This window comes from Sphingobium sp. (assembly GCA_023266575.1).
Lineage (GTDB): Bacteria > Pseudomonadota > Alphaproteobacteria > Sphingomonadales > Sphingomonadaceae > Sphingobium.
In genome coordinates this window covers 116145-142284 of the sequence record JAHFPV010000003.1, presented here as the reverse complement: position 1 = coordinate 142284, position 26140 = coordinate 116145, and the positions used below count along the sequence as shown (strand labels likewise).

Genomic DNA, 26140 nt, shown 5'->3' with positions numbered 1-26140 from the left:
CGATAAGCTGCTCCATGACATTGGCGGCAATCGTTCTAGTGATATTCGCCATTGCGCTCTGTAGCGCCATTCTGAGCGCGCGCCGCTGGAACATGACCATCGGGGTCATCAGTGGCCTGGCGGTCGGTCTGGCCAGCTGGGCCGTAGCCTCGATCGGCATCGTGATCTGGTTTTCCAAAGGCTAGGCAGGCGCGAAGAGACGGCAACATGTGCCTATCGCCTCAAGGCCGGGCATCCCATTGGACCAGCGTCACGCCGCCGTCCGCATCGAGCGCCAGTTCCCCGAACGCCCCCGTCCGCAGCTTGAGCGAGCCTAGCGGCAAACCCGCGGCCAACAGCGCGAAGCGGGCGGCGCCATTGCTGGTGACGAGCAGGTCGACCCCCTCCTCGCCCTCGGCGAAATAAGCGCGCCAGGCGGCGATACGCGCGTCGGCGTCCACGATCCAGTCGACAGGGGCGATGGCGCGTTCGTCCCAGTCGGCGATCGCCTGCGCGCCGATGCGGGCCAGCACCTGCGCCTCCGGGCGGCCTTCGTCGGGACCATGGTCGATCTCGCCCAGCCAGTCGCGCGTGCCGTCGGGCGCATGGCCGGTGGCGTCGGCGATCGCCTGCGTGGTTTGCCGGGCGCGCAGCAGCGGGCTGGTGAGCAGCCGGGTGATGGCAAAGTCCTGTGCAGCAAACCAGGTGCCCAGCCGCTGCGCCTGCGCATGGCCGCTCTCGACCAGCGGAAGGTCGGTGCGCGATCCGATGCGGCAGGCCTGCGCGCTGCTGGCAAAGGTATTGCCGTGGCGGATGATGAAAAGGCGGCGCATGGCGTTAAGGGGGCGTCGGGTCGCCATGTAGCGCGATCAGCGCCTCGACCCGGCTGATGTCCGCTTCGGTATCGATCCCGCTGCTGTCGAACAACGGCGGATCGACCGCCACGGTCATGACCGGGATGCCCAGTTCCAGCAGGCGGAGCTGTTCCAGCCCCTCCAGATTTTCGAGCGCCGTGGGCGGGCAAGCCTCGAACGCGCGCAGGGCGTCCAGCGCATAGCCGTAAAGGCCGACATGCCGCCACACGGGCGAGACGGGCTGGCTGGCGCGCAGGGCATCCTCGCCCCTGATGGCGGGGATGATGGTCTTGGAGAACCACAGCGCCCGGCCATCGGGCGCGCGGGCGCAGCAGGTGCCGCTGAAGGGGGAGCGGGTCTTGTGATCGCGCAGGGCATCGAGCGCGGCCCAGTCGAGCGCAATCACCGGGGTGGCGACTTGCGCGCCCGCCTCCAGCGCGGCGATGACCGCGCCGAGCGCCCCCTGCGGCTGGAAGGGGGAATCGCCCTGGAGGTTGACGACGAAACGCGGCGGGGTCGCCTGCGCCAGCGCGGCGGCCAGCGCCCGGCCCGATCCGGTAGCGATGGCGCTGTCGGTCATCACGGCGTCACAGCCGATGGCGCGGGCGTGATCGGCGATTGCCTCGTCATCGGTGGCGACGATCAGCGCCACCCCGTCGCGCGTGCCGATGGCGGCGCGGGCCATCGCGATGGTGCGATGGAGCAGGGTCCGCCCGGCGATCAGGCGCAGCGGCTTGCGCGGCAGGCGGGACGACCCCGCCCGCGCGGGAATGACGACAAGCTGGTTCAGGCGACGCCCGCGTTCAGCAGGTCGTGCATATGGACCGCACCGATCAACTTGCCCTTGTCGCACACGAACAGCAGCATGACGTTGCGTTCGTGCATCAGGTGCAGCGCTTCCTGCGCCAGTTCGTCCGGTCCCACCGCCAGCGGCGTATGCGTCATGAACCGGCCGACCGCCTCGGTCAGATTCTGCTTGCCGGTCACCGTGCGGCGCAGGTCGCCATCGGTGAAGGCACCGATCAGCCGCCCGTCACGATCAACGACCGCCGTGCCGCCCAGACGGGCGCGGGTCATTTCGATGGTCGCGTCCAGGAGCGAAGCATCCTCCTGCACCGAAGGGATGTCCCCCCCCTTGGCCATCAGTTCGCGCACCTTGATCAGTTGCGCGCCAAGGCGGCCATTGGGATGGAATTTGTGGAAATCATCGGCGGAAAATCCGCGCATTTCCATCAGCGCAATCGCCATCGCGTCGCCAAAGGCCATCTGCACCGTTGTCGATGTGGTCGGCGCAAGCGAATTGGGGCAGGCTTCGGGTACGTCGGGCATCAACATGCAAATGTCGGCAGCGGTGGCCACCGTGCTGTGCGCCTGTGCCGTCATGCCCAGCAGCGGGATGGCGAAGCGCTTGCAATATTGGATGATGGGACCAAGTTCAGTTGATTCGCCCGAATGGGACAGCATCAGCACGACATCGTCCGGCGTCACCATACCCAGATCGCCATGGCCGGCGTCGGCGGGATGCAGGAAAATGGCTGGCGTGCCGGTTGACGTCAGCGTCGCCGTCATCTTCCGGGCGACGATGCCGCTCTTGCCGATGCCGGTCACGATCACGCGACCCCGGACATTCATGATAACGCCGATCAGCCGCACGAAGGTCGCGGCAAAATCGCGTTCAGCAAATTGCGCTTCCAGCGCATTGAGGCCCAGTGCTGCGACAGACAGGCTGTGGCAGGCCGCTTTAACAATCCGTCCGCCAGACCCGAACGGAACGATTTTCGAAGCAAGTGTCGACACGCGTTTGCCCTTTTTCCCGCGTGTTGCCGCCGAATATTCGGCTGGCACATGCGGCGACGATCCACCCTATTTGATGCGTCGTCTTTCCCTTGTTCCGCGACCCCTAACCGGCTTGACCACCGGCACAGGGCAACTGTTTACGCTGTTTCAGGCACTTATGGCAAACCATTTTGCAACTGCGAAAAGAATTTCAACGCAGTTTTCCTTCACACCATCGCCATCTCGCGAGACGGGGCGACTGAAGCCAGCGACGGGCCGTGGAACTTTTGGCAGCGCAAAGTGTGCGTCGCAACGCGGCGTCAGCGCGTCTGATGATAGTCGCGATACCAGGCCACAAATTGCGGCACGCCCGATTCGATTTGCGTGGTTGGGGCAAAGCCAATGTCGTGGGCGATGGCGCTGATGTCGGCAAAGGTGGCGTGAACATCGCCCGGCTGCATCGGCTGGAAATCGATTTGCGCCTTTTGACCCAGCGCGTCCTCCAGCACCGCGATCAGGTGCATCAGTTCCTCAGGCTTGTTATTGCCGATATTGTAGAGGCGGTGCGGCGCGCGACTGCCGCCCGGCTTTGGCGCGCCGTCGTCGGCAGGCGGATGGTCGAGGCAGCCGACCACGCCAGTGACGATATCGTCGATATAGGTGAAATCGCGCTGCATCCGGCCATGGTTGAACACCGGTATCGGTTCCCCGGCGAGAATCTTTTTGGTGAAGATCCACATCGCCATGTCGGGCCGGCCCCATGGTCCATAGACTGTGAAGAAACGCAGCCCGGTCATCGGGATACGGAACAGATGAGCGTAGGTCTCGCTCATCAGTTCATCAGCGCGCTTGGTCGCGGCATAGAGGGAGACGGGGTGGTCCGCCCGGTCCTCGACCCGGAAGGGCAGGCTGTCATTGCCGCCATAGACCGACGAGGAGGAGGCATAGACCAGATGCCGCACCCGCCGTTCACGCGCTAGCTCCAGCATGTTGACATGGCCCGCCAGGTTGGATCGGACATAGGCGTGCGGGTTGATCAGCGAATAGCGCACACCGGCCTGCGCGCCCAGATGGACGATTGATTCGATCACCTGATCCGCAAGCGCCGCGTGCAGCGCATCATTGTCGGCGAAATCCAGCTCGTGAAAGGTGAACAGCTTGCCATGCGCTGCTTCCAGCGCGGCGATCCGGTCGCGCTTGAGCGAGACGGGATAATAATCGTTCATATTGTCGATGCCGACCACGGCATGGCCCTGCGCCATGAGCCGATCGGCGACCGTCATGCCGATAAAGCCGGCTACGCCGGTGACCAATATCGTCATGCTATTCATTCTCCCACGCGAAGTCGCGCCAGCGGGCGGCGCACCCTGTCAGTCACACCAAAGTGGCGGGCGATGTAAAGGCTTTTTCGCCCCATTTGCGCCCGATGTCCCATCCGATCGCCCTCCGCTTAGACGGCAAAGTTTAGGCTTTCCCTAATCTTTGCCATTTAAGGCGGAAAGCCATGGACATGGCATCGCATCCAGCGCCCCCCGTTCCCCTGTCACCGGGAACGAAGCCGCGCGCGCGCTGGGCGGCGCTAGCGAAGGAGGCGGCGGAAGCCAATGCCTTTTATGCGCCCGACATGCTGGGTGCGGCGATCGACCATCTTGCCACCGACGGCCATGTGCGACTGATCGAGGCGCGGGCGGGTGACCATCTGATCGGCCTGTTGCCGGTGGTGGTGCAGCCGCGCCATGGTCGCCTGCCGGTCGGCTGCGTTGCCAACTGGATGCATGATCATTGTTTCTTTGGCGCGCCAATGATCCGCGCGGGGCAGGAAGTGGCGGCATGGCGCAGCTTCCTCAGCCAATTGGACGATGCCCCCTGGGCGCGTGGCTTCCTGCATATGGAGGGGCTGGACGCCGCCGGGGCCAATGCCGCCGCGCTGGAGGCACTGTGCGTCGAACAAAGGCGCGGACGGCGCGAAATTCACCGCTACGACCGGGCGATGCTGCGGTCGGACCTGACCGCTGACGCCTATTGGGACGCCAATGTGCGATCCAAGAAGCGCAAGGAAATCCGCCGCCTGCAAAAGCGGCTGGCCGAACTTGGCACGGTCGAGACAAGGCTGCTGGCCGAGCGCGCCGACCTGCCGCAATGGTGCGCCGACTTCCTGGCATTGGAAGCGTCGGGCTGGAAAGGGCAGGAAGGCACGGCCTTGGCCTGCAAACCCGCCGACGCCGCCTTTTTCCGCGCTGCCTGCGCCGCCGCGTTCGACGCCGGGCGGCTGCACATGCTGCGCATCGACCTGGACGGTCGGGCGATCGCGATGCTGGCCAATTTCCGCCATGGCGCGGGCGCTTTCTCCTTCAAGATCGCCTTTGACGAGGCGCTGGGCCGCTTTTCCCCCGGCGTGCTAATCGAGATCGCCAATCTCCATGCGGTGCAGGATGATCCCGCGATCGGCTGGATGGACAGCTGCGCCGCGCCCGACCATCCGATGATCGACAGCCTGTGGGCGGAACGGCGCACGATCGTACAATATCGCATCGCCCTGCGTGGCACAGGCCTCGCGCGGGTTCAGCGCGCCGCCGCCTTCGCCTTAGTCAACGGCCTTGAATCCCTGGCCAGCCTCTTGAAAGGACAGCGATGACCGCCCATCGCCCGATCGCCGCAACCGATGCCGCGACCTTCCCCAATAGCGCGCGCGCGACCTTCGCCGCCGCCTATCCCGACCAGCCGGTCGCGTTGAGCCACACTCTGGTCGGCCATACGCTGCTCAGCCTCGACGCGCTCGCCGTGCTGGCGGAGCGTATGCCTGCGTCCAGCGTCGAATATAATCTGGGCAAGCTGCCTCTGGGCGTGCGGCCTGACGATACGCCATCCAACGGCCTGACGCTGGGCGAGACCATCCGCACGATCGAGACCAATGGCAGCTGGGCGGTGCTGAAAAATGTCGAGCGTGATCCGGCCTATGCCGCGCTGCTCGACGCGGCGCTGGCCGAACTCGCGCCGATCGTTGCGGACAAGACCGGGCCGATGCTCCACCGCGAGGCCTTCATCTTCCTGACCTCGCCGGGCAGCGTCACCCCGTTCCACATGGACCCGGAGCATAATATCCTGCTCCAGATCATGGGGTCGAAGGTGATGACCATCTTCCCCGCGCGCGACGAAGCGCTGGTTCCGGCGCAAAAGAGCGAGGAATTTCACGGCGGTGGCCATCGCAATCTGGTCTGGCAGGACGGGTTCAAGGCGCTTGGCACCCCCTTCCCCATGCAGCCGGGCGACGCGGTGCATGTGCCGGTCAAGGCCCCCCATTTCGTCGAGAATGGCCCCGCCGTCTCGGTCAGCCTGTCAGTGACATGGCGGTCCGAACGCAGCGTGGCAGAGGGCGAATTGCACAGTTTCAACGCATTGCTGCGGCGGCGCAGCCTGCCCGTGGGCCAGGTCAGCGCACGGCCCGAAAAGCAGGGCGTGCGGCGTCTGGTCTATCGCATCATGCGGAAGCTGGGCGCTTAAGGACGCGGCGCAGCAGCGCCTCGGCCGCCAGACGCGGCGAAAAACGCTCAACCACCCACCATTCCAGACTTTCCTCGCGCGTGGACAGGCTCTGCTTGTAGCGATCCTTACCCGCCAGCAGCGAATAGAGCGACAGGCCGCGCGCGGCATAATGGTCGACCGCGGCGGCGTGGCAGAGCAGGCCCGGCTTGTCCTTGCCCGTGCGCGGTTCGGCAAAGGCGGACTGATAGTTGAGCGCCTGGCCGCAATGCACGAAATTGACCAGCAGGCCCACAACCCCGCCCGCATCGGTAAAGCGTAGCAGGTCGACCGCGCCGCTCGCTCGCCCCTGCTCCACGATGGTCGCGACAAAGCCGCGAAAGGCCGGATCGTCCCAGGCATTGTCGGCATGACGCCCGCTATTGAGCGCTGCCATCTCGGCCAGCCAGGGCGAGACTTCGTTCGCCCCCGCCCGCGCGACATGGGGCAGGCCGCCGCCATGATCCTTGATCGCGCGGCGGATCTGGCTGCGCGTATTGGCGCTGAGCAGCGAGAGATAATCGCCCGCCGCGCCGCGAACCGCGTCGAGATCGACCTGATAGACGGGCGAGGCATCGACCCGGCGCTTCGTCCAAGCAGGCAGGGCCAGCAGGGGTGAGTCCGGGGCGATGCCGCTCAGTCGCAGCGCGCGCCAGTCGCGGCGGCGGCCCAATGCAGCGATGGCGGCGGTCGCAGCCTCCGCCTCCTGCCCGCGCGTGGCCAGCAGGCCATTATATTCGACATAGGGCCGGTCGGCTTGCGCGTCGCCGGACTGGTTGAGACTCAATGTCGCGACCCGCCCCAGCAGGCGCGGCATCATCGCATGACCAACCAGCGCCAGCGCGACGTCCCCGCCCGCCTCGTCCGTGACCGCCAGCAGTTCGGGCCGCACGTCATAGCTGTCCAGCCACGCGCCAACCCAGGTCCAGCTGAGGAAAAAGGCACCGTCCGCCCGCGCTTCGAGCGCCTGCCAGCGAACAGAAAGCGCCGCCCGGTCGGGCAGGGGCAGGAATTGCGCGGTAAGAGCCATGGCGCCCTCATGTGGCAGAGCGCCCGGTGCGGTCAAGCGGCTCTGCTAGGCGAATACGCGCCGATCAGGATCGACCGTGCCATCTGCGCGCACCCCGGCACGGGCCAGATCGCGGCGGATATGGCCGGTCAGATAGCGGTGCCACATCACGAAATCGGCGCGCAGCGACCAAAGCGGATAGCGGAAGGTGGCGGGCCGGTTACGCTCGATCAGGCCATGGCCGATCCAGGCAAAGCCATAGCCCACGATCGGCAGGGCCAGCGCCATCCACCAGCGCCCGGCAACCGGTGCCGCCGCCAGCAGCGCAACGACCATGCTGGTCCCCGCATAATGCAGCGCGCGCGTGCCGGGACGCGCATGTTCCTGCAGATAATAGGGCCAGAATTCGCGAAATTGGGTAATGGCGGGCACGGCAATCCTCTCTGCCGCCACCTTATCCATATGGCTGATCGATGTTAAGCACGATGCGTCAGACTGTGCTGCGATTGGGGCCTCTATCGGTCGCGAACAGGAAATAGTCATAGGTTGCCCGCGCCGCTTCCGCCATGATGCGGTCGCGCGTTACCTGCCCCTTATGATCCTGCATCACGAATACGGTGATGGCGAACAACCGCCCGTCTGGCAGGGTGATGACGCCCGTATCATTGCCGGTGCCGTTGAGCGACCCGGTCTTGTGCGCGACCAGCGTGCCGGGCGGCAACATGCCCGGCAGGCGCGCCTTGCCAGTGCGGCACCGTTCCATGATCGACAGCAACGCCACCGTGCTGCGCCCCGACAAAGCCTTGCCAGTGCGGATCGCGGCGACCAGATCGGTCATCGCGGTTGGCGTCGCGGTGTCGCGCGGGTCTTGGGCAAAGGCGATATTGGGGATGTCGCGCGCATCGCGTTCGCGCAGCGTCGGGTCGGCGGCCATGGCAGCGGCGACATTGCGGTTGAAATTGCCCGGTCGGGGGGCCAGCCCCATGGCGCGATACAGAAGGTCGGCGGTGTTGCTGTCCACCCGCAAGCCCCTGATCCCCAGCCCCGCAACCCAGTGATGCACCGCCGCCGGGCCACCCGCGCGCGCGACCAGCAGGTCGGTAGCGTCATTGTCGCTACGGGTCAGCATTAGGTCGAGCAGCGTCGCGACCGACACCGGCCCCGCCGGACTGGCTAGCCGGTCCTCCAGCGTCAGCGCGCCAGCATCGATCATCGCAAAGATGCGCCCGGCCACCGCGACCTTATAGGCGCTGGCCATCGGGAAGAGCGTATCGCCATTGAGCGAAAGCGTTTCGCCAGTGCCAAGGTCGCGCACGACGATGCCGACCGTGCCGTCGGTCAGGCTGGCGAAGCGCTGAAACTGGGCGATCAGCCGCGTCTCGGCGGTTTGCTGCACATGGGTCTTGGCCGGGCCGAAGGCGTCGGCATTGGGCAGGGGCGCCAGGAACAGGCCAAGCGCGGCAAACATGGCGATGGGACGAAGCGAAACCATGGTCCCCATGTCGCCAATGCGCAGGCCGAGCGCAAGAGAGTTTACCGCGATTCGCGCGTTGACAGGGCTTTGCCGTGCGGGCCATCACCCGCTCCATGAGTAGCGCCATCAAGTTGCACGAAAGCTGGCTGACCCCGCTGGCCGACCAGTTCGCCACCCCGCACATGCAGGGGCTCAAAGCCTTTCTGGCGGCGGAAAAGGCGGCTGGCAAACGCATCTTCCCCAAGGGCCGTGACTATTTCCGCGCGCTCGACCTGACCCCGCTCGATCAGGTCAAAGTCGTGATTTTGGGGCAGGACCCCTATCATGGCGAGGGGCAAGCGCATGGCCTGTGCTTTTCGGTCCAGCCCGGCGTGCGCACCCCGCCATCCCTGGTCAATATCTACAAAGAGATGGAAGCGGACCTGGGCATCCCGCGCGCGTCCCACGGCTTTCTGGAACATTGGGCCAGACAGGGCGTACTGTTGCTCAACAGCGTGCTGACGGTCGAAATGGCCCGCGCAGCCTCCCATCAGGGCAAGGGCTGGGAGCTGTTCACCGATGCCGTGGTGCGGCTGGTGGCGCAGCAGGAAAAACCCACCGTATTCCTGCTCTGGGGCGCCTATGCCCAGCGCAAGGCGGCGTTCGTCGACCAGAGCCGTCATCTGGTGCTGAAATCCGCCCACCCCTCGCCCCTGTCGGCGCATAATGGCTTTCACGGATCGCGGCCCTTTTCGCAGACCAACGCCTTTCTGGAAGCGCATGGGCGCGGGGCGATCGACTGGGCCTTGCCGCCCCTATGACCGAATCGTGAAGAGTACGCGACTGCGCATCTGCGCCGCCAAGCGGCGCTATGGATCGGAAGCAGACGCCCAGGTAGCGGCAGAGCGGGCTAGCATCATATTGCGCCCCTATCGCTGCGACCGCTGCGGGCAGTTTCACCTCACAAGCCGGACCAAGGGCAAGCGCGTCCCGCGGCCTGCAGATTCACCGACATAACGTCTTTCGTCATCCCCGCGCAGGCGGGGCCCCATCTTGCCTCCGGCAATCGAGTCGTATGGCGAGACATGGGTTCCCACCTGCGCGGGAATGACGGGTGTGACTGTGCGAAAGCCGCTCAATCACCCACCAAAAAGTGAGGCCCGGTCCTGCTTGTGCAGGCCGGGCCTCTTCCCTCTCCAAACCGTATCCGGTGGATCAGCCGTCGTAATCGCCGCCGATATTCTGGTTGCGCGGCGGGGCCGCCGCGGTCAAGCGCAGGGCTTCGGCCGACTGCGCGATCGATCCGATTTCGTCCGGCGTATCGTCATCGTCAATCTGCACCTTCTGGAGCGAGGCGACGACCGAATCATGCAGTTCGGCGGGCAGCACCGTTTCCTCGGCGATTTCGCGCAGCGCGACGACGGGGTTCTTGTCCCGGTCCCGGTCCACGGTCAACTCTGCGCCGCCCGAAATCTCCCGCGCGCGCTGGGCGGCGAGCAGGACGAGGTCAAAACGGTTGGTAACCTTGTCGACGCAATCTTCGACGGTAACGCGGGCCAAACGGGCCTCCTGCAACAAATGGAATGATTAGTGGGCCGGTTAGCAGCGCCCCTGTCCCAAGTCAATGAAAAGGCCATAAAGCCGTGGCGCACCCGGCCAAAAGGCGGCATGAGGGCGCGATGGCGACCCCCGTGAAAGTCCAAGCGCCCGACATCGCCGTCACGCTGGACGGCAATCATCTGCGCCTGATCGATGATGGCGCGGCCCTGTTCGACGCACTGGTGGCGCTGATCACCGGCGCGCGCACCTCGCTCAAACTCTATTATTATATCTTTGCCGATGATGGCAGCGGCACGAAGATACGCGACGCGCTGGTCGGGGCACGGGCGCGCGGCGTGACGGTCACGCTGATGGTCGACGGCTTCGGATCGTCCCGCACCCCCGACACTTTCTTTTCGCCGTTGGTGGAGGCGGGCGGGCATTTCGGCCGTTTCGGCACGCGCCGGTCGACCCGCTACCTGATCCGCAACCATCAGAAAATGGCGATCGCCGATGACGCGCGGATGCTGATCGGCGGCTTCAATGTCGAGGATGGCTATTTCGGCATCCCGCCGCAGGACAGTTGGGCCGACCTTGGCCTGTGGATGGAAGGACCGCAGGTCGAGGCGATGAGCCGCTGGTATGGCCAACTCTGGCGCTGGGTCGCGACGCGCAAGCAGCGTTTCCGGACGTTGCGCTACATGGTGCGCCACTGGCACCCCTCGCTCCATCATGATCCCGCCGATCCGTTCCGCTGGCTGATCGGCGGACCGACGCGGCGACTCAGCCCCTGGGCGCAGGTGGTGAAACATGATCTGGAACAGGCGCAGCGGGTCGATATGGTCGCGGCCTATTTCTCGCCCGGACGCGGGATGCTCAAGCGGATCGCCCGCGCGACAAGGCGCAAGGGTGCGCGGATCATCCTGCCCGCCAAGTCGGACAATGGCGCAACGATCGCGGCAGCGCGGCTGCTCTATGGGCCGCTGCTCAAGCGCGGGGTGGAGATTGCCGAATATAGCCCGGCCAAGCTGCACATGAAGCTGATCGTCATCGACGATGCCGTGTTCATCGGATCGGCCAATTTCGACATGCGCAGCCTGTTCGTCAATTTAGAGGTCATGCTGCGGATCGACGATGCCGGGTTTGCCACGTCCGTGCGCGGCCTGATCGACCGGATGGCGCGGGACAGCCGCGTCGTGACGCTGGAAAGCCACCGCGCCACCCGCACCATATTGACGCTGGCCAAGCAATGGATCAGCTATCTGCTGGTCGGCGTGCTGGACTATACCGTGACGCGGCGGCTCAATTTCCGCGATCCCGACGCGGATTGATAGGGGAGGGTCAGCCCCTCCCCCGCATCGTCAACGACCCGTATCGCTCAGCACGCTGACCTGACCAACCGGATAGCCCTTCTCGGCCATTTCCTTGGCATAATCGCCGCGCGCATCGGCCAGTTCTGCGCGATATTCCTCCCAGGCGTCGCGATTATCCTCTGCATCGGACGCGCCGCGCAGATCCTTGGTCAATTCCTTGCGCGCTTCGGCAAGGTCGGTCTGATAATTGAACCAATAATCATTTTCGATCCCGGCAATCGGCGCCTGATAGGTCAGCTGGTTTTCAACCTGCGCCAGTTGCTCCTCATAGCTGACCGGCCCTTCGCCCTGGGCCAGCGCGGCGGTGGAAGTCAGGGTGAGCAGGGCGGCAGCGGCCAGAAAGGACGAACGCTTCATGGGGTTTCTCCTCATTCCTCGTGAAACACGAAAGAGACAACGCCCCGACCCCGCCCTTTTTCGCCTGAACGAAACGACAGAATGGATGAAATGCGCCCTTGCAACGACGAACGGAGCCGGGATCAGCGCACGATCAGATAAAATCCGGCAGGCGATGAACCGCCATTTTCGATCACGATATCATAGCGTTCGGTAAAGACCGGCAGCCAGGCGCAGTCCGCCTGTGGCCCGCCCACCGCCTTGGCGCACAGGGTCGCGCCGTCCGCCCCCTGCACCCGGATCGACAGGCCAGCGCCGCCGGCCCCGCCCGCCGGTGCGATGGAAATTTGCGCCCGCTGCCCCGCCAGGAATAATTGCCGCATGGTGAAGCTGCCGCCCGCCACCAGCGATCCGCGCCTGTAGGCCGGCCCCAGCGCCCGCCCGCGAAAGGCGAGCGTCGATCGGGTCACGCCGCGCGTCTGCGCCTCCTGCGTCCAGAGCGCGGCGAGATCATCCTGCCCCTCTGCCGGGGTCGCGCCCAGCGCCTTCAAAACCTGCGCTGTGTCCATCATCTGCGCGGCATTACCCCCGGCCAGCGCCGCGTCCCCTTCCATCAGCGTGCGCAGCACCGGATCGGCGGGCAGCATGTCGGCTGCGGGCGCGGCGGGCGTCGTGGCAAGCAGCAATGCGGGCAGCAACAGCCTAAACATCCTGATCCTCCAACTGGACGACGAAGCGCGCACCGGGCGCTGCATCCTCCACATGCAGCGACAGTTCATGCCGCTGCGCAATCGCTCTGGCAAGCGCCAGTCCCAGCCCATGGCCGCCACCGGACCCGACATCGAGCCGGACATAACGTTCAAAAATGCGCGCGCGGTCGGCAGCCGGGATGCCGGGGCCGTCATCCTGCACCACGATGCGCGGGCCGGGCGACAGCTCCAGCGCCACCGACCCGCCGCTCGGCACATATTTGAACGCATTGTCGAGCAGGTTGGACATCAGCCGCATCATCTGCATCGGGTCCGCGCGCAGCATCACCCCCGGCGCGATCCGGGCATGAAAGCCGATGCCCAGTTCCTCCGCGCTTGCGCCATAGAGGTCGGCCAGCGTCTCGGCGATGTCACTCAGATCGACCTCCGCCAGCCCGCGCAGGTCACCGCGCAGCGCCTGCGTGCCCGCTATGTCGAGCAGCGAATCGAGCAGCCGCACGACCCCGCGAATCTCGCCGCGCGACTGGTCCAGCGTGCGCAGCAGGCCCAAGTCCTGCGTCCCTTCCATCGCCTTCAATATGCGGGTGTCGAGGTGCATCAGCGGGGTACGGATTTCATGCGCGGTCTGATCCGACACGGCGCGCTGCGCCTCGATCAGCCGTTCGACCTGATCCAGCATCGCATTGGTATTGCCCGCAAGTTCGGCCAGTTCGTCGCTGGTCCCTGCGCCCGGCACCCGCGCTGCAATCCATCCGGCGCGGACGGCGGCGAAGGTCGCGTTGACCGCCTCCACCCGTGCGCGCAGGCGGCGCGCGGCAAAATGGCCCGCCGTCAGGCTGAGCAGCGCGATCAGCGCCCCCGCCACGGCAAAGGCCGCCGCCAGCCGGGCGAGCAACGCCTCCCCCCGCAAATTGCTGCGCCCGACCAGCAATTGCGCCGCCGGGCCGAGCCGGGTCGCGCGCGCGAACATGCGTCGCCCATCGGGCAGAGTGACGAAGCGCGCTTCGGAAACGCGCGAGGATAATTTCGGCCAGCGTTCCAGATTGCCCGCGATGCGGCGGCCCTGCGCGTCGGCCAGGAGATACCAGCCCTGCTCGCCATCCTCCCGCTCGACCGCCAGCCGATCGGCGATACGCGCGCGCAACTCCGTGTCGCCGCCGCTCACATAAATATCCGCAAGGCCAGCCAGATCGGTATCGACCTCCCGCGCCAGCATCGCCCGGCCATCATCGGCGACGATCTTTTCGACCACCAGAAACAGCGCCAGCGTGGACAACAGGCTGACCAGCAGCGCCGACAAAGTCACCCGGCCGAATACCGAGTGGAACAGATTGATCCTACCCAACGGCCGATCCGCTGGCAGGTCCGGCCCCCGCCGCGATCAGCCGGTATCCGGTGCCCCACACGGTTTCCAGCACCGGGCCGTCAAACCCTTCCTCCAGCTTGCGGCGCAGGCGGCCGACATTGACGTCGACGACATTGGTCTGCGGATCGAAATTCAGCTTCCACACATGGCGCAGCAGCATTTCGCGCGTCACCACCTCGCCCGCATGGTCCATCAGGTAACGGAACAGCTCAAATTCCTTGGGCGACAGCGCCAGATGCCGACCCTGGCGATAGGCGGTGCGCGCCTTGGCATGACATTCCAGATCGCCAAACAGCAGCACCGGATCATGATTGCGGCGGCTGGCGCGTCGCCACAGCGCGCGGACGCGGGCGACCAACTCGTCCGGCTCGAACGGCTTGGCCAGATAATCGTCGACCCCGCTTTCCAGCCCCTCGACCCGATGTTCGCTGCGCCCCAGCGCCGACAGCATCAGCACCGGCGCACCCACGCCCGCGCCGCGCAGCCGGGTGACGATGTCGATGCCCGAATAATGTGGCAGCATCCGGTCGAGGATCAGCACGTCATGCCCGCCGCTGCCCGCGCGCGTCAGCCCGGTCGCGCCATCCTCGGCCTGTTCCACGGTCATGCCCGCATTGCTCAGGATCGCGGCGATATTGGCGCGCGCGGCGGCGTCATCCTCCACCAGCAGCACGGAAATCTGGTCAGTCTGCCCCATCATGTCCCCCGCTACACGAATGGAGGGAAAGCCTGCCAGTGACAATATCTGTTAGGGGTGGGCGTGTTTGGGAATGTGCCTTCGCACATTCGGGCCGCACCAGCCCTCACCCCCACCCGGCCACCCATAGGCTACTGTCGTAGGATGGCCGGGTGGGGGTGAAGGCCGATGCGGCATTCGGCGATCAGCCGTGCAGCGCGCCCCGGAACATGATGACCGAGATCACGACCAGATAGATGCCAAAAATCTTCTTGAGCGGTGAGGCTGGCAGGCTGTGCGCGGCGGCCACGCCCAGCGGCGCGGTCAGCATCGACATGGACGCGATCGCCAGGGTCGCTGGAATATTGACATAGCCCAGCGATCCCCAGGGCAGCCCGCCTTCCTTCAGGCCGATCAGGGCAAAGCCGATGGTGGTCGGAATGGCGATCAGCGTGCCGATGCCCGACGCGGTGGCGATGGCGCGGTGGATGGTCCGGCCGCACAGGGTCATCACCATGATCGCGATGACGCCGCCGCCAATGCCGAGCAGCGAGGAGAAGGTGCCAAGCCCGCCCGCAATCCCCATGCGCAATATGCCCGACGGCATGGTGTCGCTGACCACTTTCCCGCTGACGCTGGGCAACAGGAAGTTGAGCGACATCAGGCCAACGCCCGTGGCGAAGATCATCTTGAGCGTGTTGCCGTTGACATGGCCCGCCAGCATCACGCCTGCGCCACAACCCAGCACAATCCACGGCGCCCAGGCGCGCAGCACTTCAAATTCCACCGCCCCGCGCCGGGCATGGGCCAGCAGCGACCGGATCGAGGTGACGATGATCGTCGCAGCCGACGTGCCGATCGCGACATGGGCAATCGCCTCATGCGTGCCGCCCAGCAGCGGCAGCACCACCAGCAAAGCAGGCACGACGACGAAACCGCCGCCAATGCCGAAAATCCCGGCGGCAAAACCGGCCACCAGCCCGGCGGCCAGCATCGAAACCAGCGGCACCAGCCAGGTCATGACATCGCCCTGCATCACCGCGCTCCCTGTTCCCGTGCCTGACCCACGGTCAAGCTGTTGCGAACGCCCTTGCAGGTCAAGGGGGCGAATGACGGGGAATCGATCATCACGGGAAACCATGCCTCTCTTCGGCGAAACCGGACAAGGGACGTGGATCAGCGGTCCCTTGTCTGGCTAGACGAACAGGCGCGGCTAACCCGCAACAGCGACAGGCAAAAGTTGGCGGGCGGGCTTTGCACCCCTTCTCAGGCCACCGCCTCCGCCGCCTCCACATAGGCCAGCCCCAGCGCCTCGGCGACCGCCTGGTAGGTCACTTTGCCGTCCCACACATTCAGCCCCGCCAGCAAATGCCGGTCGGTCCGCAACGCATCCTTCCATCCCAGATCGGCAATCCGCAGCGCATGGGGCAGCGTCACATTATTGAGCGCATAGGTGCTGGTACGCGCCACCGCGCCGGGCATATTGGCGACGCAATAATGGACAATGCCATCGACGATATAGGTGGGGTCGGCATGGGTGGTGGCATGGCTGGTTTCAAAACAGCCGCCCTGGTCGATCGCGACATCGACCAGCACCGCGCCTTTTTTCATCGTTTTCAGCATGGCCGCACTGACCAGCTTGGGTGCCGCCGCGCCGGGGATCAGCACTGCGCCGATCACCAGATCGGCGTCCGCGACACATTCGGCGAGGTTCGCGCGGTTGGAAAAGCGCGTCTTGGCCCGCGCCTCGAAATACATGCCCAGCCGCTCCAGCACTTCGGGGCTGCGATCGAGGATGGTGACGTCCGCGCCAAGACCCGCCGCCATCTGCGCCGCGTTGAAGCCCACCACACCGCCACCGATCACCGCGACCTTGGCAGGCAGCACGCCCGGCACTCCGCCCAGCAGCACGCCACGCCCGCCATGCGCCTTTTCCAGCGCGGTCGCCCCGGCCTGTATCGCCATGCGGCCCGCGACCTGGCTCATGGGTTTGAGCAAGGGCAGGCCGCCATGATCGTCCGTCACCGTTTCATAGGCGATGCAGATGGCCCGGCTGGCGATCAGGTCGCGGGTCTGGTCGGGATCGGGGGCCAGATGCAGATAGGTGTAGAGGATCTGCCCCGACCGCAGCATGGCGCGCTCATCGACCTGCGGCTCCTTGACCTTGACGATCATGTCGGCGCTGGCGAACACCGCCGCCGCGGTCGCGACGATCCGCGCGCCCGCTTTCTCGTACAGCGCGTCATGCGCCCCAATCCCCTCGCCTGCGCCCGTCTCCACCAGCACGTCATGGCCATGCGCGGTCAGTTCATGGACGCTTTCGGGGGTCAGGCCGACGCGATATTCGTGATTCTTGATTTCCTTGACGGTGCCGACGATCATCCGCTCTCTCCCGCTATCCTGTTGCGGCTATAGCGCGAATGACGCGACGAATGTTCCGTTAAGGCGCGGCCCTTACGGGCACCGGCGCATTGCACAGATCGACCCCGCCAGCGGGCCGATCATAAAAATCATCCTTCCGGTTGGCGCGTAGGTGCAGATAGGTGGCAAAGCTGGGCGAGGCGACGTCCATCGCCTGAAAACGCGGCCTTTGGGCGTCGGGCAAGTCGCTCGCCAGCCGCGCCGACAGGATCGGCACTTTTTTCTCGTCCGCCGTGTAGAAACCCAGTTCGCCTGACCCGCGCGGCAGGCTGGACAGATGCGCCATCCCCTCGATCACCCGGCCGACCACGGCGATATTGCGGTCAAGCTGGCGCGGCGCCTGCCCGTTCACCGCATAGAGTTCCGCCCCCGTCCCCGCGTCGGGCGAAACATTGCGGCCTACGCCCACAAAGCCGTAGCAATGTGGCAGCCACGCCCCGTCGCCGTCCATCGCCATCGGCCAGCCGTCGACATAGCCGGTCTGGGGCGCATAGGCGTCGGCCGAGGGCGATGGCGTGATCGCCAGCCGCACATTGGCGATCGATCGGACATAATCGGCGGAACTGGTCGACGACAGGCCGGGCGGCAGCGGCTTCTTTTCCGTCACATCGCCCCATTGCACGACATAATTATCCTGCACCCGGTTGATGCTGGTCCCGTCCCACCAATGCGCCCTGGCCAGCGCGCGAATATTGGCAACATGGCGCGGCGCAAAGCCGGGCGCGACCTGGATCACCACCCGCTTGCCCCCCTCGATCGTCATCACCAGCATATCCTCCGCCGCGATCGCGCGCCAGGCGCTGGCTGGCGCAGTCGCCACGACGGCAGCGGGGGTTGCGGGCGGATCAGCGGCGATAGCGGCAGAAGCAGCGACAAAAGCGAGCAGCGCGGGCGCGAAAAAACGGATCATACGCCGATCAGAGCGCCACCGCACAGGAAAGTAAAGCATCCCCTTGCCTAGCCGCCTTCGCCGCGATAGGGAGCGCGACTTCCAGTGCAATGCGGAGCGGTGGCCGAGTGGTCGAAGGCGCTCGCCTGGAAAGTGAGTATACGCCAAAAGCGTATCCAGGGTTCGAATCCCTGCCGCTCCGCCACCTGGTTATCAATAATTGAAATTAAACAAAAATTTCTCACTGGAACGCCATCTCGTCGATCGGAAACTGCAAGGAAAGACGCTTCGTGACCCTTGCGGCGTAATCGTCATCCGCGATCCGGTTTCCGCCCGCCCCTTATGCAGGCACCGGATCGGTCACCTCGCCTGGCGCGCACAGCCATAGCGGCGCTGCCGTAACTTCGCTTTGCGGAAAGTCCATCCGCTCGTGTAAAGGCCGGTCGTCAAGGTTTTTGGGTCACAATGAATTACCGCCATTCCTTCCATGCCGGCAACAGCGCCGATGTCGTAAAACACAGCCTTCTGATTGCCTTGGTGCGGGCCTTGCAACTCAAGCAGGGCGCGCTGACGCTGATCGATACCCATGCCGGCTGCGGGCTTTACGACCTTGGCGGCGACGAAGCCCAACGCACCGGCGAGGCCATGCAGGGCGTGCGCCGAGCCTTTGCCGACCCGAACCCTTTGCTGGACGACTATCGCGCCGCCGTGCAGGCGGTGAATATGGATGGTGAGCCGCATCTTTACCCCGGATCGCCGCAGATACTGGCGCAGCTTTTGCGTCCGCAGGATTTGCTGATCCTCAACGAAAAGCACCCGCAGGACGCTTACGCCCTGCGCGGCGTGATGCGGAACAGCCGCGCCGCCGTGCATGAACGCGACGCCTACGAACTGTGGCTCGCGATGCTGCCGCCCCGAACGCCTCGCGGCGTGGTGGTGGTCGATCCGCCCTACGAGCAGCCGGACGAACGCGCCCGCATCACCGCCACCCTGGCCGCCGCTCACCGCAAATGGGCGCATGGTGTTACGGTGATCTGGTTTCCGCTGAAAGACCGGGCCACGCACTCGCGGTGGGTGACGCAATTGCGCAATCTTGGCATACCCAAATTGCTGCGGACCGAGCATTGGCTATACGATAGCGAGCAGCCCGGACTCTATAACGGCGCGGGTCTCTTCATCGTCAATCCGCCTTACGCCTTCACCCAGGCACTGCCGCCACTGCTGGAGGCTCTGCGCGCGGCGTTGGCGCCGCAAGGGCATAAGGGCGAGATAATATCCGGTTGGTTGGGTGATTAAGGTCAACCCTCATTCTACCCTTCACCCACAGGGGACGCTGGATAGGCGGGCAGCGGTGATCCCCATGGCGCCTGTCTGAAAGTTCATCTTCCCGTCACGCTGGCGACAGAGGGTCGGCGTCATAAGGAACAGGCAGTCCAGGACGGACCGCTTGATAGGAGTTGAACCATGAAAACCCGCCTGATCTTCACCAGCCTGGCTTCGCTGGCCGTTCTCGCAACCCCGCTCGCTGCATCGGCCGCCACTGCCTCGTCCAAGCCGACGCATCATGTAGCAAAGCACAAGGCCGCCAAGAAGGTCTCGAAGACCACGACCACCACGACCGCATCGAAGCCAGCCTCCAACTAATACCACCGTGCAATGATCGTGACCTGTCAGACTCCTCCCCCTTGAGGGGGAGGTTGTGGGGGGGGTGTGCCGCCGCCAGCGTGGACGCTCGGCTTCGCCTCGCTCCCCCTCCCCCGCCCCTCCCCGCCGGGGAGGGGAGATGAGTCACAATCATCGCACGTTGGTATAAGCCCTGCCGACAGGGAGTCGGCATCGGGTGTCCCCCTGTTGACCCGACCCGGCTCCCGTCGCTCGGACATGGCCTTACTGCTATCTGCTTCTAAGCCTGCCGCCTGAGCAGCATTTCCACGGCAAAATATTCGTCGCGACGGTCGAAACGCACGTCCCCTCCGTGCATCCGGGCCACCGCCGCGACGAGAGAGAGGCCGAGGCCCGCCCCTGCTATCCCCCTGGCAGGGTCCAGACGCCCGAAGCGGCGCAATGCCTCGGCCTCTCGTTCGGGCGCGATGCCCGCCCCTTCGTCCGCCAGCCCGACGATAATCTCATCCCCTTCGCCCTTCAGATACAATGTCATCGTCCCCGCCCCATATTTGAGCGCATTGTCGATCAGGTTCGCCAGCGCCTGGCCCAGCAGTTCGCGATGGACCGGCAGCGTTGCGGGATGCGCGATGGATATCGCCAGGGCGCGGCCCTGTTCCTCGCTCACCGGTTCGTACAGTTCGCCCATGTCGATCAGCATGGCCGCCAGATCGGTCGCGACGAAGCGATCCCGCCCGATCCCCGCCTCCATCCGACTGACCTCCAGCGCGGTGGCGAGCATCGCCAGCAACTGGTCCGCTTCCCGACTGATCCCGTCGATCGCCTCGCGCAGCACCGCCGGATTATCCGACTGCATCGCCCGGTCGATCCGCGTCCGCAACCGGGTCAATGGCGATCGCAGGTCGTGGGCGATGCTGTCCGTGACGGTGCGCAATTCGGCCAGCAGCGCGCCGATCTGATCGAGCATCCGGTTGATCGTGCGGCCCAGCGTGTCGAAACTGTCGCCCGATCCGTCGAGCGGCACGCGCCGGTCGATCTCACCCGCGCCAACCCGTGCGGCGGTGGCGGCGATATGCCCGATCCGCCGGTCGATGATATGGACCACAAGCCATGCGGCGACGATGGCCAGAGGCAGCGCCATCAGCAATGCAGTCAACAGCGTGCGCTCCACCGTCTGGCGGATCTGGTCGCTGTCGTCGGTGCTTACACCCACCAGCAGACGAGCGCCGTCCCGCAACCGGGTCGCGGTGATGGTATAGGGGGCAGCGTCGGTGTCCCCGATGCGATAGAGCTTCGCCGTAACCCCGGCGGTATCGGCGGGAATGACCGGCGGCCAGCCCGACAGATTGCCCGCGATCCGGCGGCCATTCGCTTGCGCCAGCAGCAGCACGGCGTCGCTTTCGTCCTGCGCATGGGCGGTGACGGCGCCGGCCAGCGCCCGGCGGCCTTCCTGCCGTTCGATTTCCAGCAAGGTGTCGCGCGTGTCGCGCGCGATGGCATTGTCCGCCGCATCCAGACTGGCGTGGACCAGCTGCGTGACCGACAGCAACAGCGCGCCGCCAAAGACCAGTTCCAACAGCAGGATCAGGCCGATGAAGCGCGCATGGGACGATCGCAGCCAGCGCAGGGCGCGGTTTGCGGTCATGCGGCCCGCCTCATTCGCCCAACCGATAACCCGCGCCGCGCACGGTATGGATCAGGGGTTGGTCGCCATCGGCATCGACCTTGCGACGCAGGCGGCTGATATGAACATCGATGACATTGGTGCCGGGGTCGAAATGATAATCCCACACCCCTTCCAGCAACATCGTCCGGGTAACGACCTGTCCGGCATGACGCATCAGATATTCGAGCAGGCGAAATTCGCGCGGTTGCAGGTCGATGGCGCGTTCGCCGCGCTTCACCTCGCGCTTGAGCAGGTCCATGCGCAGCGTGGCGCAGGTGAGGACGGTCTCGACATGGGTACCGCTCCCCCGCCTGCGCATCAGCAGTTCAAGGCGGGCAAGCAGTTCGGCAAAGGCAAAGGGCTTAACCAGATAATCGTCCGATCCCGCGGTCAGCCCCGTCACCCGGTCATCGACCGATCCCAGCGCAGACAGCAGGATGACCGGCGTTTCGATCCCCGCCGCCCGCAGCGCGCTGAGTACTGCCAGCCCGTCCATGCCCGGCAGCATCCGGTCGAGGATGATCGCGTCATAGCCACCGTCGGTCGCCATGAACAGGCCGTCGCGGCCATTGGCCGCATGGTCGCCGACATGGCCATGTTCGGCCAGCCCCTTGCGTATGAAGTCGGCGGTCGTCCGGTCATCCTCTACCAGCAAAATCTTGCGACCCATGGGAATGATCCTTCTAACCGATGCCGGCCTTGCCGCACTGCCAGATTATCGCCCGATAGGGAATGCCGTGGCGGTCGAGCATGAGCGGCATGGCGCAATGGCCCGGCGCGCGCACCAATTTGCGCGCCGCCTCCAGCGTCACCGTCGGTCGGCCCGCCATGCCGGTCAGCTGGTCCCCGACCTGAATACCATGGCGATCGGCGATGCCGCCGCTGCGCAGGCTGGTCACCACGATGCGGTGGCGGTCATCCTCGCCCAAAGTCAGGCCCATGGCATCGCTGACCGCCGTAGGTGACGAAGGGGCACGCTCCAGCCGGGTCGCCAACAGCGGCGCAAAGGACGCCAGCACCATGGCGGCCGCGTAGAAGGGGCGGGCGGACCAGATCATCACCGCGCTTCTAGCCACCACCGCCTGTCGCCGCGCTGTCCGCTACATGACATAGAGTTCATGCAAAGGTCACCGATCCGATGGATAGAGGGGTGCAGAAGGACGACGATAACAGAGCAGAGGTCCGATCGATGATGCGCAGGCGTAATAGGCGATGGATGGTGGCCATCGGCGCGCTGCTGGTGGCGATCCTGCTGGAATTTGCCTGGATCGGCTATCTGGGTGGCGGCCTCTTCACGCCGATGCGCCCTGTCCCTTATCATCCCCGGCCAGGCGCACCGGTCGCGATCCTGTGGTCGGGCGACATGGGATTTCGTGTCGGGATGGCGCCCAATGTCGCAGCCAGGCTGGTCGCCGACGGCATACCTGTCGTCGGCGTCAATTCGCTGCGCTATTTCCGCACGACCCGAACCGCATCCGATGCCTCAGCCCTGCTGGAGGCGGCGATCGGCCAGGCGCACAGGATCAACCCCAAGGCGCGGCTGCTGCTGGTCGGCCAGTCCTATGGCGCGGACATGATGCATGTTGCGCTCAGCCAGCTGCCGCGCGCCGACCGATCCTCGATCGGGCTGGTGGCGCTGGTGGTGCCGGGGGCGACGGTCGAATATCGGGCGTCGCCATCGGAAATCTTCACCTTCGCCATGGCGGAGTCCGACGCGCTGCCGACCGCGCGTCAGCTGAGCTGGACGTCCTTGCTCTGTATTCAGGGGCGCGACGAGACGGCGAGCCTGTGTCCCTTGCTGCATCAACCCAACGCCCAGTCGGTCGCATTGCCCGGAGGCCATCGGCTGAACGGCGATGTCGATGCCGTTTATGGCGTGTTGCGCGCGGCGATGATGCGCGCCCACCTTATCGGAAGGGCGTGACCCATGCCGCGCCTCCGCCCGTGGCTGATCTTCGCCGGAGCGTTGCTGCTGCCGCAGGCTGCCTTTGACATGGCCCCGATCGAGGGCAATTGGGTCAATCCGCATGGCAGCGTGGTGGTGACGACGGGCGCCTGCCGCGATGCGCTATGCGGCTGGGTTCGCTGGGCCGACGCCCACGCCATCGCCGATGCCGCCGACGCGGGCGTCACCCATCTGGTCGGCACCGCATTGCTCCAAAATTATCATTCCCGCGGGCCGGGGCGATGGGCCGGCTATGTCTTTGTACCCGACCGGGGCCGCAGCTTTTCATCCACGATCGAGCAGCTCGACGCCGACCGTTTGAAGATATCGGGCTGCCTGCTGCGCGGCTGGCTGTGCAAGAGCCAGATCTGGACGCGACAGAGGGGGTGAGGACAGCATGATCGATCGCATGACGGCGGCCCGCCTGTTCCAGCGTCATCGCATGACCCTCTCGGTCGGCATCGTTCTGCTGCTGGCCGCTTTGGGTTTCGTGGCGCTCGACCATCTGTTGCAGGATGTTCGCCTGCATCAGGTCCGGCTGGCCTGGCACATGCTGCCCACCGCCAGCCTGCTGGCGGCAGCAGCGCTGACGGCGATCAGCTATCTCACGCTGACGCTCTACGACGTATCGGCATTGCGGGCGATCGGCCGACCGCTCCCCTATCGCATAGCCGCCCTTGCATCCTTCACCAGCTACACGCTCAGCCATAATCTTGGCCTGTCGCTGCTGACCGGCGGGTCGGCGCGCTACCGCATCTACAGCGCGGCTGGCCTTCCCTTAAGCGATATCGCCCGCGTGGTGATGATCGCGAGCGCGACCTTCTGGAGCGGGGTGTTCGTGCTGGCGGGCGCTATGCTGGTGTGGCGTCCGCAGGTCATGGCGATCGGTGCGCTGGCGGGATCGGCGGAGCTGCTGCGGGGGCTTGGCATCGCGCTGCTGCTGGCAATGGCGGGCCTCGTCGTCTGGACCGGGCCGCGTGGACGCACGATCCGGCTGCACGGCTGGAGCGCGCCGGTTCCGCCAGCAACGGGCATCATGGCGCAGGTCGGCATCGGCGCGATCGACCTCGCCGCCGCCAGCGCCGCGCTGTTCGTCCTCGTCCCCGGCATCAGCCTCGACCAATGGCCCGCCTTCTTCATCGGCTATACGCTGGCGATCATCGCCGTCCTTATTACCCATGTGCCAGGCGGCATCGGCGTGTTCGAAGCGGTGATGCTGGCCGCACTGCCCGGCACGGGACGGCCTGAACTGGTCGCGGCGCTGCTCGCCTATCGCCTGATCTATTATGTCGCGCCTTTGCTCCTGGCCGTTGTGATCGTCCTGTTGCAGGAGGGCAGCCGATGGCACCGGCCGATCGCGCGCACACTGATCGGTATGCGGGCCATCGCATCCGGTCTTGCACCCATGATGATGGCCGCGCTGGTCTTTCTGGGCGGCGCGGTGCTGCTGGTGTCGGGATCACTGCCGACCGTGCCGGGCCGGGCCGCAACCCTCTCCACCCTGCTGCCCCTGCCCTTGACCGAGATATCGCATCTGGCCGGCAGCCTTGTGGGCGCTGCGCTGCTGATCCTGTCGGCTGGCCTCTATCGACGGCTGGACGGCGCCTTCTGGCTGACGCGCCTGTTGTTGATCGCGGGCGCGGCCTTTTCGCTGCTCAAGGGTCTGGACTATGAGGAAGCGGTGGTAATGCTGCTGATCGCAGCGGCCCTGCAATGGACCCGCCCGGCCTTTTATCGCCGGACGCATCTGCTGGCCGAAGCCTTCTCGCCGGGCTGGCTGGCGACCGTCGCGGTGATGGTCGGCCTGTCGATCTGGATCGGCTTTTTCGCCTACAAGCATGTCGATTATCAGAACGACCTGTGGTGGCAATTTGCCCGGCGTGGGGATGCGTCGCGTTTCCTGCGGGCCAGCTTTGCCGTGGCGATCCTGCTGGCGGGCGTCGCATTTCTGCGCCTTTTCCGGCCCGCCGCACCCGCCCGGCAGGATGTCAACGCCGCCATCGGCCCAAGCGAAGCGGCCATGGCGCTGGCCCAGCGGACCGACGCCAATCTGGCCCTGACCGGCGACAAGCGCTTCCTGCTGTCGGCCACGGGCCAGGCCTTCCTGATGTATCAGATACGCGGGCATAGCTGGATCGTGATGGGCGATCCTGTCGGCGCAGTCGCGGAATGGAGCGACCTTCTCTGGACCCTGCGCGAACAGGTGGATGCCGCGCAGGGCCGTCTGCTGCTCTATCAGATCAGTGCCGCCGCCCTGCCGCTGGCGATCGAATTGGGGTTGCAGATCACCAAATATGGTGAAGAGGCGCATGTCCCGCTCGACCGTTTCACGCTGGAGGGGCCGGACGCCAAGCCGTTGCGCTACGCCGAACGGCGCGCGACGCGCGAAGGCGCGACCTTCGCCATCGTCGCGACGACCGACCTGCCTGACATCATCGACGAACTGGCGGAGATTTCGGCGCGCTGGCTGGCGGCCAAGCGGCATCGGGAAAAAGGGTTCAGCGTCGGTCGCTTCGATCCCGCCTATCTGGCGCATTTCGATTGCGCGGTCGTGCGCGTGCAGGGACGGATCGTCGCCTTCGCCAATATATGGAAAACGCAGGACCGGTCGGAACTGTCGGTCGATCTGATGCGCCACCGCGACGACATGCCCTATGGCACGATGGATTTTCTGTTCATCCATCTGATGCAATGGGGACAGGCGCAGGGCTATGCCTGGTTCAACCTTGGCATGGCGCCGCTTTCGGGGCTGGACGCGCGGCGGCTGGCCCCCTTCTGGTCGCGGCTGGGCGCGATGCTCTATCAGCATGGCAATGCGCTCTACGGCTTTGAAGGATTGCGCGCCTATAAGGAGAAATTCTCGCCCGAATGGGATGCGCGCTTCGTTGCTGGACCCCAGGGCGTGACCTTCGCCCGCACCCTGATCGATCTTCAGGCGCTGATAGGCAGCGGCGGCGGATAGGGTGCAGACCCATAAATGACGAACTTGTCATCCGCCCGTAAATG

The 26140-nt window shown here is 65.4% G+C and carries 29 protein-coding genes and 1 tRNA gene; 12 read left to right on the top strand and 18 right to left on the bottom strand.

Annotated elements, in window-relative coordinates; genetic code table 11:
- Positions 1–14: 14 nt before the first annotated feature.
- On the top strand, positions 15–185 hold the full coding sequence (locus Q0D44_RS05475) for a hypothetical protein (RefSeq protein ID WP_217672590.1): 171 nt from the start codon (positions 15–17) through the stop codon (positions 183–185).
- A 36-nt stretch (positions 186–221) separates the two neighbouring features.
- On the opposite strand, the gene Q0D44_RS05470 is transcribed toward Q0D44_RS05475, so the two are convergent.
- The 4 genes from Q0D44_RS05470 to Q0D44_RS05455 form a co-directional block, all read right to left on the bottom strand.
- Positions 222–812 (bottom strand): histidine phosphatase family protein, encoded by a 591-nt coding sequence (locus Q0D44_RS05470; RefSeq protein ID WP_294133972.1) that lies wholly within the window; start codon positions 810–812, stop codon positions 222–224.
- A gap of 4 nt (positions 813–816) precedes the next feature.
- Positions 817–1623: a 3-deoxy-manno-octulosonate cytidylyltransferase gene (gene kdsB, locus Q0D44_RS05465; RefSeq protein WP_294133971.1), complete on the bottom strand. Its 807-nt coding sequence runs from the start codon at positions 1621–1623 to the stop codon at positions 817–819.
- Positions 1620–2630 (bottom strand): KpsF/GutQ family sugar-phosphate isomerase, encoded by a 1011-nt coding sequence (locus tag Q0D44_RS05460; RefSeq protein ID WP_217672592.1) that lies wholly within the window; start codon positions 2628–2630, stop codon positions 1620–1622. Before Q0D44_RS05460 ends, kdsB begins: the two co-directional genes overlap by 4 nt.
- 299 nt (positions 2631–2929) lie before the next feature.
- A complete protein-coding gene (locus Q0D44_RS05455; RefSeq protein ID WP_294133626.1) occupies positions 2930–3931 on the bottom strand; it encodes an NAD-dependent epimerase/dehydratase family protein in 1002 nt (333 codons plus the stop codon).
- 182 nt (positions 3932–4113) lie between these two features.
- Between Q0D44_RS05455 and Q0D44_RS05450 the strand changes: the two genes are divergently transcribed.
- Both Q0D44_RS05450 and Q0D44_RS05445 read left to right on the top strand, forming a co-directional pair.
- On the top strand, positions 4114–5244 hold the full coding sequence (locus tag Q0D44_RS05450; RefSeq protein WP_294133623.1) for a GNAT family N-acetyltransferase: 1131 nt from the start codon (positions 4114–4116) through the stop codon (positions 5242–5244).
- Positions 5241–6110 carry a transcriptional regulator gene (locus Q0D44_RS05445; RefSeq protein ID WP_294133621.1) on the top strand — a complete coding sequence of 290 codons (870 nt, stop codon included), beginning with the start codon at positions 5241–5243 and terminating at the stop codon, positions 6108–6110. Before Q0D44_RS05450 ends, Q0D44_RS05445 begins: the two co-directional genes overlap by 4 nt.
- Here the strand turns inward: Q0D44_RS05445 and Q0D44_RS05440 are convergent.
- From Q0D44_RS05440 to Q0D44_RS05430, 3 genes are read right to left on the bottom strand one after another with little or no spacing between them, the layout of a single operon-like run.
- A complete protein-coding gene (locus tag Q0D44_RS05440) occupies positions 6088–7158 on the bottom strand; it encodes a GNAT family N-acetyltransferase (RefSeq protein ID WP_294133617.1) in 1071 nt (356 codons plus the stop codon). The genes Q0D44_RS05445 and Q0D44_RS05440 overlap by 23 nt on opposite strands.
- A 45-nt stretch (positions 7159–7203) precedes the next feature.
- The gene (locus tag Q0D44_RS05435) at positions 7204–7569 is read right to left on the bottom strand and encodes a DUF962 domain-containing protein (protein WP_217672703.1); all 366 of its coding nucleotides are present in this window, start codon (positions 7567–7569) and stop codon (positions 7204–7206) included.
- Between the two features lie 58 nt (positions 7570–7627).
- Entirely contained in the window at positions 7628–8629 is a 1002-nt protein-coding gene (locus Q0D44_RS05430; protein WP_294133613.1) for a serine hydrolase, read from the bottom strand.
- A gap of 95 nt (positions 8630–8724) precedes the next feature.
- On the opposite strand from Q0D44_RS05430, the gene ung reads away from it, so the two are divergent.
- Together ung and Q0D44_RS05420 are read left to right on the top strand one after the other, a co-directional pair.
- The gene (gene ung, locus Q0D44_RS05425) at positions 8725–9411 is read left to right on the top strand and encodes a uracil-DNA glycosylase (protein ID WP_294133610.1); all 687 of its coding nucleotides are present in this window, start codon (positions 8725–8727) and stop codon (positions 9409–9411) included.
- Between the two features lie 7 nt (positions 9412–9418).
- Positions 9419–9607 (top strand): hypothetical protein, encoded by a 189-nt coding sequence (locus Q0D44_RS05420; protein ID WP_294133608.1) that lies wholly within the window; start codon positions 9419–9421, stop codon positions 9605–9607.
- Positions 9608–9805: 198 nt separating this feature from the next.
- On the opposite strand, the gene rpoZ is transcribed toward Q0D44_RS05420, so the two are convergent.
- Positions 9806–10150, bottom strand: coding sequence for a DNA-directed RNA polymerase subunit omega (gene rpoZ / locus Q0D44_RS05415; protein ID WP_026002539.1), 345 nt, complete (start codon positions 10148–10150; stop codon positions 9806–9808).
- A gap of 119 nt (positions 10151–10269) precedes the next feature.
- On the opposite strand from rpoZ, the gene Q0D44_RS05410 reads away from it, so the two are divergent.
- A complete protein-coding gene (locus Q0D44_RS05410) occupies positions 10270–11460 on the top strand; it encodes a cardiolipin synthase B (protein ID WP_294133589.1) in 1191 nt (396 codons plus the stop codon).
- A gap of 30 nt (positions 11461–11490) precedes the next feature.
- On the opposite strand, the gene Q0D44_RS05405 is transcribed toward Q0D44_RS05410, so the two are convergent.
- The 7 genes from Q0D44_RS05405 to Q0D44_RS05375 all read right to left on the bottom strand — a co-directional run bounded on the left by Q0D44_RS05405 (position 11491) and on the right by Q0D44_RS05375 (position 17921).
- The gene (locus Q0D44_RS05405) at positions 11491–11859 is read right to left on the bottom strand and encodes a hypothetical protein (protein ID WP_294133587.1); all 369 of its coding nucleotides are present in this window, start codon (positions 11857–11859) and stop codon (positions 11491–11493) included.
- A 122-nt stretch (positions 11860–11981) separates the two neighbouring features.
- On the bottom strand, positions 11982–12548 hold the full coding sequence (locus tag Q0D44_RS05400; RefSeq protein ID WP_294133586.1) for a hypothetical protein: 567 nt from the start codon (positions 12546–12548) through the stop codon (positions 11982–11984).
- Positions 12541–13893 carry a HAMP domain-containing sensor histidine kinase gene (locus tag Q0D44_RS05395; RefSeq protein WP_294133583.1) on the bottom strand — a complete coding sequence of 451 codons (1353 nt, stop codon included), beginning with the start codon at positions 13891–13893 and terminating at the stop codon, positions 12541–12543. Before Q0D44_RS05395 ends, Q0D44_RS05400 begins: the two co-directional genes overlap by 8 nt.
- Positions 13886–14611 carry a response regulator transcription factor gene (locus tag Q0D44_RS05390; protein ID WP_294133969.1) on the bottom strand — a complete coding sequence of 242 codons (726 nt, stop codon included), beginning with the start codon at positions 14609–14611 and terminating at the stop codon, positions 13886–13888. Before Q0D44_RS05390 ends, Q0D44_RS05395 begins: the two co-directional genes overlap by 8 nt.
- Before the next feature lie 184 nt (positions 14612–14795).
- Positions 14796–15626: a sulfite exporter TauE/SafE family protein gene (locus tag Q0D44_RS05385; protein ID WP_294133580.1), complete on the bottom strand. Its 831-nt coding sequence runs from the start codon at positions 15624–15626 to the stop codon at positions 14796–14798.
- Positions 15627–15856: 230 nt separating this feature from the next.
- The gene (ald, locus tag Q0D44_RS05380) at positions 15857–16972 is read right to left on the bottom strand and encodes an alanine dehydrogenase (RefSeq protein ID WP_294133576.1); all 1116 of its coding nucleotides are present in this window, start codon (positions 16970–16972) and stop codon (positions 15857–15859) included.
- A gap of 58 nt (positions 16973–17030) precedes the next feature.
- A complete protein-coding gene (locus tag Q0D44_RS05375) occupies positions 17031–17921 on the bottom strand; it encodes a peptidylprolyl isomerase (protein ID WP_294133574.1) in 891 nt (296 codons plus the stop codon).
- A gap of 93 nt (positions 17922–18014) precedes the next feature.
- Between Q0D44_RS05375 and Q0D44_RS05370 the strand changes: the two genes are divergently transcribed.
- The 3 genes from Q0D44_RS05370 to Q0D44_RS05360 all read left to right on the top strand — a co-directional run bounded on the left by Q0D44_RS05370 (position 18015) and on the right by Q0D44_RS05360 (position 19544).
- A tRNA-Ser gene (locus Q0D44_RS05370) sits at positions 18015–18105 on the top strand.
- 260 nt (positions 18106–18365) lie between these two features.
- Positions 18366–19196, top strand: coding sequence for a 23S rRNA (adenine(2030)-N(6))-methyltransferase RlmJ (gene rlmJ, locus Q0D44_RS05365; RefSeq protein ID WP_294133571.1), 831 nt, complete (start codon positions 18366–18368; stop codon positions 19194–19196).
- A gap of 168 nt (positions 19197–19364) precedes the next feature.
- Positions 19365–19544, top strand: coding sequence for a hypothetical protein (locus tag Q0D44_RS05360; protein WP_294133570.1), 180 nt, complete (start codon positions 19365–19367; stop codon positions 19542–19544).
- Between the two features lie 259 nt (positions 19545–19803).
- Here the strand turns inward: Q0D44_RS05360 and Q0D44_RS05355 are convergent, their stop codons facing one another.
- The 3 genes from Q0D44_RS05355 to Q0D44_RS05345 are packed head-to-tail and all read right to left on the bottom strand — an operon-like array spanning position 19804 to position 22268.
- Positions 19804–21168, bottom strand: a complete 1365-nt coding sequence (locus tag Q0D44_RS05355; RefSeq protein WP_294133569.1) for an ATP-binding protein — start codon at positions 21166–21168, stop codon at positions 19804–19806.
- Positions 21169–21178: 10 nt separating this feature from the next.
- Complete coding sequence (locus Q0D44_RS05350; RefSeq protein WP_294133567.1) at positions 21179–21859, bottom strand: response regulator transcription factor; 681 nt, start codon at positions 21857–21859, stop codon at positions 21179–21181.
- Positions 21860–21872: 13 nt separating this feature from the next.
- Complete coding sequence (locus Q0D44_RS05345; protein ID WP_294133565.1) at positions 21873–22268, bottom strand: PDZ domain-containing protein; 396 nt, start codon at positions 22266–22268, stop codon at positions 21873–21875.
- A 137-nt stretch (positions 22269–22405) separates the two neighbouring features.
- On the opposite strand from Q0D44_RS05345, the gene Q0D44_RS05340 reads away from it, so the two are divergent.
- From Q0D44_RS05340 to mprF, 3 genes are read left to right on the top strand one after another with little or no spacing between them, the layout of a single operon-like run.
- Positions 22406–23113, top strand: coding sequence for an AcvB/VirJ family lysyl-phosphatidylglycerol hydrolase (locus tag Q0D44_RS05340; RefSeq protein ID WP_294133563.1), 708 nt, complete (start codon positions 22406–22408; stop codon positions 23111–23113).
- A 3-nt stretch (positions 23114–23116) separates the two neighbouring features.
- A complete protein-coding gene (locus Q0D44_RS05335; protein WP_294133559.1) occupies positions 23117–23524 on the top strand; it encodes a DUF2147 domain-containing protein in 408 nt (135 codons plus the stop codon).
- Between the two features lie 7 nt (positions 23525–23531).
- A complete protein-coding gene (mprF, locus tag Q0D44_RS05330; protein WP_294133556.1) occupies positions 23532–26096 on the top strand; it encodes a bifunctional lysylphosphatidylglycerol flippase/synthetase MprF in 2565 nt (854 codons plus the stop codon).
- The last annotated feature ends 44 nt before the right edge of the window (positions 26097–26140 follow it).

What these genes read in the sequence shown, in the direction of transcription:
- Q0D44_RS05455 (WP_294133626.1), bottom strand. Translation starts at nt 3,931, where the DNA reads ATGACGATATTGGTCACCGGCGTAGCCGGCTTTATCGGCATGACGGTC.
- mprF (WP_294133556.1), top strand. Translation starts at nt 23,532, where the DNA reads ATGATCGATCGCATGACGGCGGCCCGCCTGTTCCAGCGTCATCGCATG.
- Q0D44_RS05350 (WP_294133567.1), bottom strand. Translation starts at nt 21,859, where the DNA reads ATGGGTCGCAAGATTTTGCTGGTAGAGGATGACCGGACGACCGCCGAC.
- ald (WP_294133576.1), bottom strand. Translation starts at nt 16,972, where the DNA reads ATGATCGTCGGCACCGTCAAGGAAATCAAGAATCACGAATATCGCGTC.
- Q0D44_RS05340 (WP_294133563.1), top strand. Translation starts at nt 22,406, where the DNA reads ATGGTGGCCATCGGCGCGCTGCTGGTGGCGATCCTGCTGGAATTTGCC.
- Q0D44_RS05385 (WP_294133580.1), bottom strand. Translation starts at nt 15,626, where the DNA reads ATGCAGGGCGATGTCATGACCTGGCTGGTGCCGCTGGTTTCGATGCTG.
- Q0D44_RS05475 (WP_217672590.1), top strand. Translation starts at nt 15, where the DNA reads ATGACATTGGCGGCAATCGTTCTAGTGATATTCGCCATTGCGCTCTGT.
- Q0D44_RS05375 (WP_294133574.1), bottom strand. Translation starts at nt 17,921, where the DNA reads ATGATCCGTTTTTTCGCGCCCGCGCTGCTCGCTTTTGTCGCTGCTTCT.
- Q0D44_RS05430 (WP_294133613.1), bottom strand. Translation starts at nt 8,629, where the DNA reads ATGGTTTCGCTTCGTCCCATCGCCATGTTTGCCGCGCTTGGCCTGTTC.
- Q0D44_RS05440 (WP_294133617.1), bottom strand. Translation starts at nt 7,158, where the DNA reads ATGGCTCTTACCGCGCAATTCCTGCCCCTGCCCGACCGGGCGGCGCTT.
- Q0D44_RS05390 (WP_294133969.1), bottom strand. Translation starts at nt 14,611, where the DNA reads ATGGGGCAGACTGACCAGATTTCCGTGCTGCTGGTGGAGGATGACGCC.
- Q0D44_RS05400 (WP_294133586.1), bottom strand. Translation starts at nt 12,548, where the DNA reads ATGTTTAGGCTGTTGCTGCCCGCATTGCTGCTTGCCACGACGCCCGCC.
- Q0D44_RS05445 (WP_294133621.1), top strand. Translation starts at nt 5,241, where the DNA reads ATGACCGCCCATCGCCCGATCGCCGCAACCGATGCCGCGACCTTCCCC.
- Q0D44_RS05405 (WP_294133587.1), bottom strand. Translation starts at nt 11,859, where the DNA reads ATGAAGCGTTCGTCCTTTCTGGCCGCTGCCGCCCTGCTCACCCTGACT.
- rlmJ (WP_294133571.1), top strand. Translation starts at nt 18,366, where the DNA reads ATGAATTACCGCCATTCCTTCCATGCCGGCAACAGCGCCGATGTCGTA.
- Q0D44_RS05450 (WP_294133623.1), top strand. Translation starts at nt 4,114, where the DNA reads ATGGACATGGCATCGCATCCAGCGCCCCCCGTTCCCCTGTCACCGGGA.
- Q0D44_RS05360 (WP_294133570.1), top strand. Translation starts at nt 19,365, where the DNA reads ATGAAAACCCGCCTGATCTTCACCAGCCTGGCTTCGCTGGCCGTTCTC.
- Q0D44_RS05470 (WP_294133972.1), bottom strand. Translation starts at nt 812, where the DNA reads ATGCGCCGCCTTTTCATCATCCGCCACGGCAATACCTTTGCCAGCAGC.
- ung (WP_294133610.1), top strand. Translation starts at nt 8,725, where the DNA reads ATGAGTAGCGCCATCAAGTTGCACGAAAGCTGGCTGACCCCGCTGGCC.
- Q0D44_RS05335 (WP_294133559.1), top strand. Translation starts at nt 23,117, where the DNA reads ATGCCGCGCCTCCGCCCGTGGCTGATCTTCGCCGGAGCGTTGCTGCTG.
- Q0D44_RS05355 (WP_294133569.1), bottom strand. Translation starts at nt 21,168, where the DNA reads ATGACCGCAAACCGCGCCCTGCGCTGGCTGCGATCGTCCCATGCGCGC.
- Q0D44_RS05410 (WP_294133589.1), top strand. Translation starts at nt 10,270, where the DNA reads ATGGCGACCCCCGTGAAAGTCCAAGCGCCCGACATCGCCGTCACGCTG.